Source organism: Streptomyces sp. NPDC004561 (assembly GCF_053602155.1).
This window is the reverse complement of sequence record NZ_JBSGDB010000358.1, coordinates 1-9,364: the sequence shown is the minus strand read 5'-3', so window position 1 is coordinate 9,364 and position 9,364 is coordinate 1. Positions and strand designations below refer to the sequence as shown.

7 protein-coding genes and 1 pseudogene are annotated in these 9,364 nt (G+C 73.4%); 2 read left to right on the top strand and 6 right to left on the bottom strand.

Features of this window, described 5'->3' with window-relative positions; all coding sequences use genetic code 11:
- The 5 genes from ACWEN3_RS33735 to cyc2 all read right to left on the bottom strand — a co-directional run.
- A partial coding sequence (locus ACWEN3_RS33735) for a phosphotransferase (RefSeq protein WP_452978677.1) occupies positions 1–469 on the bottom strand: 469 nt, incomplete at its 3' end.
- Positions 470–522: 53 nt separating this feature from the next.
- Positions 523–1,653, bottom strand: coding sequence for a M24 family metallopeptidase (locus ACWEN3_RS33730; protein ID WP_452978674.1), 1,131 nt, complete (start codon positions 1,651–1,653; stop codon positions 523–525).
- A gap of 280 nt (positions 1,654–1,933) precedes the next feature.
- Positions 1,934–2,497 (bottom strand): PDZ domain-containing protein, encoded by a 564-nt coding sequence (locus tag ACWEN3_RS33725; protein ID WP_452978671.1) that lies wholly within the window; start codon positions 2,495–2,497, stop codon positions 1,934–1,936.
- Positions 2,498–2,662: 165 nt separating this feature from the next.
- The gene (phsA, locus tag ACWEN3_RS33720; protein WP_452978667.1) at positions 2,663–4,549 is read right to left on the bottom strand and encodes an O-aminophenol oxidase PhsA; all 1,887 of its coding nucleotides are present in this window, start codon (positions 4,547–4,549) and stop codon (positions 2,663–2,665) included.
- Between the two features lie 166 nt (positions 4,550–4,715).
- Positions 4,716–6,878 (bottom strand): germacradienol/geosmin synthase Cyc2, encoded by a 2,163-nt coding sequence (cyc2, locus tag ACWEN3_RS33715; RefSeq protein WP_452978664.1) that lies wholly within the window; start codon positions 6,876–6,878, stop codon positions 4,716–4,718.
- 134 nt (positions 6,879–7,012) lie between these two features.
- Here cyc2 and ACWEN3_RS33710 point away from each other — a divergent pair, with 134 nt between their 5' ends.
- Both ACWEN3_RS33710 and ACWEN3_RS33705 read left to right on the top strand, forming a co-directional pair.
- Positions 7,013–7,795: an alpha/beta fold hydrolase gene (locus tag ACWEN3_RS33710; RefSeq protein ID WP_452978662.1), complete on the top strand. Its 783-nt coding sequence runs from the start codon at positions 7,013–7,015 to the stop codon at positions 7,793–7,795.
- A complete protein-coding gene (locus ACWEN3_RS33705) occupies positions 7,792–9,054 on the top strand; it encodes a cytochrome P450 (RefSeq protein WP_452978659.1) in 1,263 nt (420 codons plus the stop codon). Before ACWEN3_RS33710 ends, ACWEN3_RS33705 begins: the two co-directional genes overlap by 4 nt.
- Here the strand turns inward: ACWEN3_RS33705 and ACWEN3_RS33700 are convergent.
- Positions 9,031–9,276 (bottom strand): annotated as a pseudogene (locus ACWEN3_RS33700) (ARMT1-like domain-containing protein); the annotation flags it as partial. The gene ACWEN3_RS33705 and the pseudogene ACWEN3_RS33700 sit on opposite strands and share 24 nt — an antisense overlap.
- Positions 9,277–9,364 lie beyond the last annotated feature (88 nt).

Genomic DNA, 9,364 nt, shown 5'->3' with positions numbered 1-9,364 from the left:
CGGTCTGGCACTGCGAAGTCGCCTGGTTGAGCGCCGCGTTGATGCGGGGCACACCGAGCGTCTCGGCCTGCCGTGCGGGCACCGCGCGCAGGCCGGTGAGCAGTCCGGACAGGTCGGCCTCGCCGAGGGCTGACACGTCGTGCTCGTCTGCCGTGCCGCCGGGCACCAGGGAGTCGAGGGTGTAGGCGAGGCCGGGCGCCCAGTCGCCGTGCGCGACGCTGACCGGGACGGTGACGGGCAGGTGCGGGCGCACCAGGTCGCGCAGGCGCAGTTCCCGGCGGCGGCGGACAGAGGCGTCCCGGTCGGGGGCGAGGCGCAGCACATGGCGGGTGCCGACCCACCAGGTGTGCGGGTGGCCCTCCCCGACGGGCCGGACGTCGGGTGCCCGCGTGCCGTCGGTGCCGTCCTTGAGCAGCGAACGGACCAGTCTGCGGACGCTGTCCGCGGTGGGTGTCGGTTCCTGGGTCATGGATCGCGCGTCGCCGTTCCGGGTGTCGTCGAGGAGTGGTCTCCCTGGGCCTCTCAGTCCACTATGACCATCTCACGGGTGGTGTCGTTGAGACGGCGGCCGCCGTCCTCCGTGACGGTGACGATGTCCTCGATGCGCACGCCGAAGCGGCCGGGCAGATAGATTCCGGGCTCCACGGAGAAGCACATGCCGGGCACCAGGGGCTGTTCCTCGCCCTCGATCATGTACGGCGGCTCGTGCGTGGTGACGCCGATGCCGTGCCCGGTGCGGTGGATGAAGTACTCGCCGTACCCGGCGTCGGTGATCACCGCGCGCGCGGCGCGGTCGACCTCCTGGCAGGCCACGCCCGGGCGGACGGCCCGGACCCCGGCCTCCTGGGCGGCGCGCACGACGTCGTGGACGCGGCGCTCCTCCTCGGTGGGCTCGCCGACGTGCACCGTGCGGGTGGTGTCGGAGCCGTAGCCGTCCTTCAGGCCGCCGAAGTCGAGGACGACCATGTCGCCGTGCCGGATGACGCGGTCGCCGACCTCGTGGTGCGGGTTGGCGCCGTTGGGGCCGGAGCCGACGATGGTGAAGTCGACCTGGGAGTGGCCGAAGCGGCGGAGCAGGCCGGCGAGGTCGTGGCCGACGTCGGACTCGCGGCGGCCGGCGAAGGGGACCTTCCGGATCTCCTCGAACGCCGCGTCGGCAGCGGCTCCGGCGGCGGCCAGCAGCTCCAGCTCGGCGGTGTCCTTCACGGCGCGCAGCATGGGCAGGGCGTCGGTGAGGGAGGCGTAGGAGGTGCCGGGCAGGGTCCGCTGGAGGCCCAGCAGGTGCATCGCCCAGGTGTTGTCGCTGATGCCGAACCGGCCGCGGTCGTCGAGGAGGGCGGCGGCGGTGGCGTAGGGGTCCTTGCCGTCGGTCCAGTCGCGCAGGGTCAGCGCGGTGGCGCCGGCCGCCTGCTCGGCGTCCGGGGCCTCCAGGGTGGGCACGACGAGCACGGGGTCGCGGCCGGGGGCGAGGACCAGCACGGTGAGGCGTTCGGTGACGGCGGTGGGCGTGTAGCCGGTCAGCCACACCATGTCCGGTCCCGGTGCCACGAGCAGTCCCGCGAGGCCGGCGTCGGCCGCGGCGCGTGCGGCGCGCTCCATGCGGGCCGTGTAGTCGGCGGCGGTGAAGGGCGCGGGCGTAGTACTACCGGTCATCCGGGCCTCCGAGCGCGGGTGAGGAGACAGAGCGGGGGCGTCCAGGGCAGCATCCTGCCCGCCCGGACGGGCCGACGCGAGCCGATCGGGACGGCCGACGGCCGCGGCACGCCCGGCGGAACTCCGCACCCGGCCCGCCACGGCATCCGGCAGAGCCTCGGCATGAGCCGCGGAACGCCCGCCGACCAGCGGTTTCCGGGGCGGCCGGACGTACGGCGCGGGTACGGCCGCCGGGCCCTGAGGCTTCCGCAGGGGTCGCCGGAACCGCGCGGCCGGTCGGTCATGTCACCACGCCGGGGACCACCGTCAACTGCTGGTAGCCCCCGCCGCTGTGCCGCACGGTGAGGAGGACGTCCTTCCCGGGGCGGGCGTGGGCGACGGCTCGGGCGAGGTCGGCGGCGGTGTCGACGCGGGTCGAGCCGAACCGGAGCAGGACGTCCCCGCGGACCAGACCGGCCGTGTAGCCGGGGCCCGGGACGTGCACGCCCACCACGAGCGCCCCCGGCTTCCCGGCGTCGACTGCCTCCACGCCCAGGGTCACTCCGGGCACGGCCGGGGCGGGGCTCCGGCCGGCGGTCGGGCCGGCCGGAGCCGAGGGGCCCGGCGGCCGGGCCCGGTGCTGGAGTTCGGCGAGCCTGCTCATGCCGATCACGGTGGCTCCGACCGTGCCGATACCGACGCCGGACAGCACCAGCACGATGCCGGTGAGCAGCCCGAACAGCAGGGTTCGCAGCCGCCGTCCACGCCGGCGCGCCGCGTGCGGGCGGCGGTCGGGGCCCGCGGGCTCGCCCGCCCGCGGGTTCTGACCGGGCATCGGCTTGGGACGCAACACAGTCTGTTCCATGGTTCGCTCGCCTCCGGCTGGTGCTCTACCCGGGGCACCGGGCCGCGACGAGACACGAAAGAGTGAGACTGGCCGGAAGGTGGCGGAGGGTAGTCATGGAACCCTCCCACCAGCCCCCGCCTCCCCGGCACCTCCTTCCCCCGGGCCCTCCGGCTCCGGGCGGCCTCAGCCCGTGTGGCCCCCGCCGTGGTCGCCGTGCCCGGGGCCGTGCGCGAACCTGAGCGCCTCGGGAGGCATGACGACGAACGGGCGCATCATGCCCATGTCCTCGTGCTCCAGCAGATGGCAGTGGTACATGAACCGGCCGTACGCCCCGTCGAAGCGGCCCATGACCCGCAGCAGCTGGCCGCCCGGGACCCGGAAGACGTCCTTGTGGCCCTGCTCGTTGGGGGCGAGCGGAACGGCCGTGCCGGCGTCGTACCGGATCGGGGTGCGGGTGCCGCCCACCGCGGGGTCGAAGCCCGAGACGTCGTAGGCGTCCCGCCCGAGCAGCTGGAAGTCGGCGAGGTGGATGTGCATGGGGTGGACGATGGGCGCGAGGTTGAGGAAGCTCCACTGCTCGTGGGCGCCCTCGGCGATCGTGAAGCCGAGCCCGTCGTTGAAGGTGCGCGCGGTGCGCCGGTACGTCTTCGTCGTGCCGTCGGGGCCGGTGACCTGGACGATGCCGTCGGCCGGGAGCTGCAGGCCGCCCGGGTCCGGGACCTCGGTCATCTCCCAGATCTCCGGGTGCCCGCCGGCGCCCTTGGTGGCGGGCGGGGTCAGCAGGACCAGCCGGTGGCCGTGCGGGATGTCGTGGGTGAGGCGGCGGAAGGAGCCGGAGAGGACCTCGGGCAGCTCGAAGGTGTCCGGCTCGCACGCGTCCCCGACGCGGAACTCCAGGACGGCCGGGTAGCGCACGTCACCGGCCGGGTCGGGCACCCCGGGCGGCTGGTTGCGGCCCTTGTTGACCAGCCGCAGGGTACGGCCGGCCAGGCCCCGGAAGTCCACGAGCAGGTCGAAGCGCTCGGCCGGTGCGGCGGTCAGGGCCGGCAGCGCCGCGTCGAAGTCGACGGGCACGGGGCGCGGCAGCAGCCCGCCGTCGCTGCCTATCTGGTGCACGACGCCCGGCACCGGGTCGCCGTCCTCGTCGATCAGCACGAGGTCGAAGATGCGCGCGTTGGAGGCGTTGACCAGCCGGAAGCGGTACCAGGCCGCGTCCACCCCGGCGTACGGCCAGATGCGGCCGTTGACGGTGGTGTAGGGGCCGGTGAAGGGGATGGAGACCGGCTTACCGGTCTCCGGGTTGCTCTGCTGGACGACGACCGTCTTGTGCAGCAGCCGGCCGTTGAGCCGGCCGTCCTCGTCGGTGTCGAGGTTGCGGTCGGCCAGCAGCAGCGGTATCTCGCGCTCTCCGGACGGCAGTTGGAGGGCGTCCTCCTCGTCGTCCCGCACCAGGTAGGTGCCGTACAGGCCCGACATCACGTTCCAGCGGGTGATGTTCATGGCGTGGTCGTGGTACCACCACTGCACCGCCTGGTGGTCGTTCGGGTACTCCGACAGCTGGGCGTCGCCGAAGCCGACGGCGTTGTCCGCCCAGCCGTCGTTTCCGCCGCCCGTCCGCGCGCCGTGCAGATGGGTCACCGACCAGGCGGGCAGGGCGGCGACGTCCTTGTCCGGCTCGACGCCCTCGCGGCCGGGCTCGGTGGTGGCGGGCGGGGTGCCGGGCGCGCGGACGGGCACCTCGACCGACGTCACCGGGTACTCGGTGTCCCTGGGGATGCGGTTGGTCCAGGCGATGCGGACGCGCCGGCCCCGCCGCACCTCGATGGTCGGGCCCGGGACGTGGCCGTCGTACCCCCACATCAGGGTGGGCGGCAACTGCGGGTGGAGGCGCACCCAGGTGGGGCGCAGGGCGATCTCGGTCTCGTGCAGCACGTCGCCCGCGGCGGGGCGCAGGACGGGCGGGACGGGTAACGGCGCCAGGTACGGCGTCAGTTCGCCCGGTTGGTCCGCCCGCTCCCCCGCCGTGCCCCCGGTGATCCGCTCACTGGTCTTCTCGATGATCTCGGCCAAGCTCGAACACCCCCGTGATGTTCTGCGGTTGTTGTTCCCCTTACTCCGCAAGACTCCCGGAGACGCACCGGAGTTCCCTGAATGCCCGGTTCCGTACGAGAAGATTAAGAAACGGCTGGTGCGGGTGTGAGCCGTGGACCGGCGGGCCACGGCTCACGCGCGTGTGTCAGCGCAGGGCCGGCACCGGCGCCGCGGGCGCGCGTCCTGGCAGGAAGCCGTGGGCCCGCCGGCCCAGCCACTCGGCCTTGTAGCGGTCGACCTTCTGGTGCCAGTTCAGGATGCCGGCGAGCCAGTTCTGCAGGTCCAGGACATAGCCGTCCATGGCCGCGCGGGCCTCCGCCGACAGGTCGAAGTCGTCGTACAGCACGGGCAGTTCGCGGGCGACCACATGCTGGAACTGCTCCATGCGCCGGGTCGTCAGGTCGTGCACGACGCCGAGCGCCGTCGGCTGGTCCACGCCGAAGAAGTTCTGCACGACGAGGACCGAGTTGTGGATCTCGCCCTCGTACTCGATCTCCTTCTGGTACGAGAAGACGTCGTTGAGGAGGCAGGCGTAGTCGATCGCGGCGTTCTCCAGGGAGCGCACCGGGCCGCTGCGGTACACCTCCGCCGGGATCGCGGGGCCGTGGCCCGTCCGGCACAGGCTCAGGGTGAGGTCGGACCCGAAGGTGCGGCGCCGCATCTCCAGGTAGTCGACCGGGTCGGGGACGCGGTTCTGCAGCTGGTTGGACAGCTCCCACACCCAGCTCTCGGTCATCGCGTCCACGGCGGCCTTGAGGGCGCGCCGCCGGTCGGCGGTCATCCCGGCCGTGGTGCGCGCCCACAGGTCGGTCAGGCCCCGTTCCATGGCGTCGGCGGGGACGAGGTCCGGTCCGCCCTCGACGGGCATGCACCGGGAGAGCCGGGCGGTGGTCAGGCGGGCGGCGGCCAGGTCGCGGCGCCGGCCGAAGACCAGGGGGTAGTAGTCGTCGCCGTAGGTCCCCCAGGCGAGCCACTGGGCGCTGAGGTCGAGGGCCTCGGGGCCGGCGTCCGGGTCCAGGCCGGCGGCGCACAGCGCGAGGTCGTACGCGGCGAGCTTGTTCTCGTCCCAGACGCCTTCCCCGAGGATGCCCGTGCGGCGCGACCAGTCGGCGAGGTTGCGGCGGGCCAGGTCGAGGTGGGGGCTCAGCTCCAGCCGGAACGGCATGTGGAAGTCGGGCAGCCGCGTCGGGCCGACCTTCTGGTAGGGCACGTGGGAGTAGGCGCGCAGCCGTTCCCGCGCGGCGGCGGCGAGCAGGGCGCCGACGTCGGCGGCGGAGGTGCCGGGGCCGCTCGGGAGCTGCCACGGGGAGTCGGTGCGCGCGCCCTTGTTCATGTACCGGCTGGAGCGCATGTGCCACTCGTGGCCGCCGGACTGCCAGTCCTGGAGTCCCTTGGTGTAGGCGGCGATCGCGGCGGCCTCGGCCGGGGTGAGGCCCTTCTCCAGGGCGACGGCGGGGACTTCGGTGAGCGCGGTGTGCTCGAACTGGTACAGGCGTGAGGTGAGGATGTCGTTGACGGTCTCGGCGGCCTCCTGGGTGGTGCAGCCGAAGAACGTCTCCAGGACGAGGACGCCGTTGCTGTTCTCGCCCTCGTCCTCGACCTCGCGCTGGTAGGAGAACAGGTCGTTGCGCAGGTGGACGGCGTCGGCGAAGGTCTCCATGAGCACGCGCAGCGGGCGGGTGCCGGCGACGGCGGCGGGCACCTCGGCGGTCGCGTACTCGACGAGCCCCGCCGACCAGGGCGCCCCGCCCACCTTGCGGCGCATCTCGATGTACTCGACGGGGTTCGCGATCCGTCCCTCGTTGATGTTGGACAGCTCCCACATCGACTCGTTGAGCAGGTGCTCGGTGGCGACGGAGAAACGGCGGCGCCAGTCCAGGGACATCGACGGCACCGTGCGCGCCCACAGGTCCTTCAATCCCGCCTCGACCGGGTTCTCCGGCTCCGGTACGGGCGTCACGGGGTCCGGCGGCATGAACAGCGGCAGGCGGTCGAGGTGGGCCTTGCCCGCGGCGCGGTCCTGGGTGCGCTTGTACATGTCCAGGAAGTGGTCGTCGAAGAAGAACACCCACACGTACCAGTCGGTGATCAGCGAGAGAGCGGGTCCGTCGCAGTCGGGGTGGGTGTAGGCGCACAGGAGTCCGTAGTCGTGCGCCTCCAGGTCGGCCCGGTCCCAGATCCCGGAGCCCTCCAGCATGCCAGTCTCGCGCGCCCACGCGGTCGAGTGGGCGCGTGCCTCGTCCAGGTGCGGGTTGAGGCGCGCGGGATACGGCACGTAGAAGTGCGGGAGTTCGAACGGCTGCGTCATGGCCGGGGCCCTACCCGCGGCCCCGAACGCCCATCCACCGGGCCGCACATGATCACACCATCGCGTGAACCGCCCCCGGAGCATGCCCCGTCCGCACCCTTGCCGTGCTCCTGTGGGCAGGTCACGGTAGGCGCATGGATTCCTTCGTGCTGCCCCATGAGGTGCACGGCGACGGCGCCCACAAGGTGTTCGCCGTGCACGGCTGGTTCGCCGACCGGTCCGCCTACTCGGCCGTCCTGCCGGACCTGGACCGCACCGCCTTCACCTATGCGACCGTCGACCTGCGCGGCTACGGCGAGGCCCGCGACGCCACGGGCCCGTACACGACGGCCGAGGCGGCGAGGGACCTGGTGGCGCTGGCCGACCGGCTCGGCTGGGCGCGGTTCTCGGTGGTCGGGCACTCCATGGGCGGCGCGGTGGCCCAGCGGCTGCTCGCGCTCGCCCCGCAGCGGCTGCGCCGGATCGTCGGGGTCTCGCCGGTGCCCGCCTCGGGCCTGCCGCTGGCGGGCGAGCAGGGCGCGCTGTTCACGGACGCGGCGCACCGGGCGGAGAACCGGCGCGCGATCATCGACATCACCACCGGGGGCCGCCGCCCGGCCGCCTGGCTGGACCGGATGGTCGCCCGTTCGCTGGACCGCAGCGACGCGAAGGCGTTCCGGGCCTGGCTGGACTCGTGGGCGGGCGAGGACTTCCACGCCGAGGTGACGGGCAGCGAGGTGCCCGCGCTGGCCGTGGCGGGCGAGCTCGATCCGGCCCTGTCGCCCGCGGTCATGCGGGAGACCTGGATGTCCTGGTACCCCCGCGCCCGGCTGGTGCCGCTCCCCGGCGCCGGGCACTACGCGCTGGACGAGACCCCGCTGGAACTGATCCGCGTGGTCGAGGACTTCCTGCGGGCGGACGAGGACGGCACGGCGTGAGCGTGCGCGAGGCCGGGCCGGTGCCCGACGTGTTCGACCCGCGCCGGTACGCCGCCGGAGTGCCCCACGACGACTACCGGGTGCTGCGCGACCGGCATCCGGTGGCGTGGCAGGAGGAGCCGGAGGTGCTGGGGTGGCCGGCCGGGCCCGGGTTCTGGGCGGTGACCCGGCACGCGGACGTCGTACGGGTCCTGAAGGACGCCGGCACCTACTCGTCGTACATCGGCGCGACCCAGATCCGGGACCCCGATCCGGAGGATCTGCCGTTCATCCGGCGCATGATGCTGAACCAGGACCCGCCGCAGCACAACCGGCTGCGGCGGCTGGTGAGCCGGGCGTTCACGCCGGGGCGCGTCGAACGGTTCGCGGCTCTCGCCCGGGAGCGGGCGCGCACGCTGCTCGCGGGGGCGCTGGAGCGGGCCCGGGAGGGGGACGGCACGGTCGATCTGGTGGCCGCCGTCACCGACGAGTACGCCCTGCTGAACCTGGCCGACCTGCTGGGCGTTCCCGGGCAGGACCGGCGGCTGCTGCTGCGCTGGACCCAGCGGGTGATCGGCTACCAGGATCCGGACGAGGCCGGTCCGCCGGTGCTGGACGAGGCGGGCAAGCCGGTCGATCCGCGGTCCCCGGCGATGCTGCGGGACATGTTCGCCTACGCCCGGGAGCTGGCCGGGTACAAACGGCGGTACCCGGCCGACGACATCATGACGACGCTCGCCCATGACGCGGAACTCGCCGGTGCGGAGCTGGAGATGTTCTTCTTCCTGCTCACGGTCGCGGGCAACGACACCGTGCGCAGCGCGGCGCCCGGCGGCCTGCTGGCGCTGGCGGAGCACCCGCGCGCGTACGAACTGCTGCGCGCGGGAAAGGTGGAGATCCCCTCGGCCGTCGAGGAGTTGCTGCGCTGGCATCCGCCGGTGCTGTCCTTCCGCCGTACGGCCGCGCGGGACACCGAGCTGGCGGGCCGGCGGATCAGGGCGGGCGACAAGGTCGTGGTGTTCCACGCCTCGGCCAACCGGGACGAGCGTGCCTTCGCCGCCCCGGACCGGCTCGACCTCGCCCGCTCCCCCAACCCGCACGTCTCCTTCGGGGACGGTCCGCACGTCTGCCTGGGCGCCCACTTCGCCCGGCTGCAACTGCGGGTCCTCCACGAGGAGGTGCTGCGCGCGCTGCCCGGGCCGCGGCTCGCGGGCCCGGCCGGGCGGCTGGTGTCCAACTTCATCAACGGCGTCAAGTCACTGCCGGTCGCCGTCGCTTGAGACGTCGGCCTGGATCAGCGCGTGCGTGCCGCTGGTGCGCCAGCGCTGCTGCTCCGCCGCCACCAGGGTGGTCTCGGTGGCGGCGGACAGACCGGTGACCACATCCGACTTCAGGGTGCGCAGCGCGGCCACCGGGCCGGGGAAGTATGCGGTCGCCTGCGCGAAGGGCGTGGTCGGCGGCCATCGCCGGTCGCCCACCAGACGGCGGTAGTTGAGGTCGCCAGTTGATGACGTAGTCGATCAGACCCGCCGAGAAACTGAAGCCGTCGTGCACCCCGAGCGCCCAGGTCACCGCCATCGAGACGCCGGT

Coding starts and splice junctions, on each gene's coding strand:
- ACWEN3_RS33730 (WP_452978674.1), bottom strand. CDS start 1,653: ATGACCGGTAGTACTACGCCCGCGCCCTTCACCGCCGCCGACTACACG.
- ACWEN3_RS33725 (WP_452978671.1), bottom strand. CDS start 2,497: ATGGAACAGACTGTGTTGCGTCCCAAGCCGATGCCCGGTCAGAACCCG.
- cyc2 (WP_452978664.1), bottom strand. CDS start 6,878: ATGACGCAGCCGTTCGAACTCCCGCACTTCTACGTGCCGTATCCCGCG.
- ACWEN3_RS33710 (WP_452978662.1), top strand. CDS start 7,013: ATGGATTCCTTCGTGCTGCCCCATGAGGTGCACGGCGACGGCGCCCAC.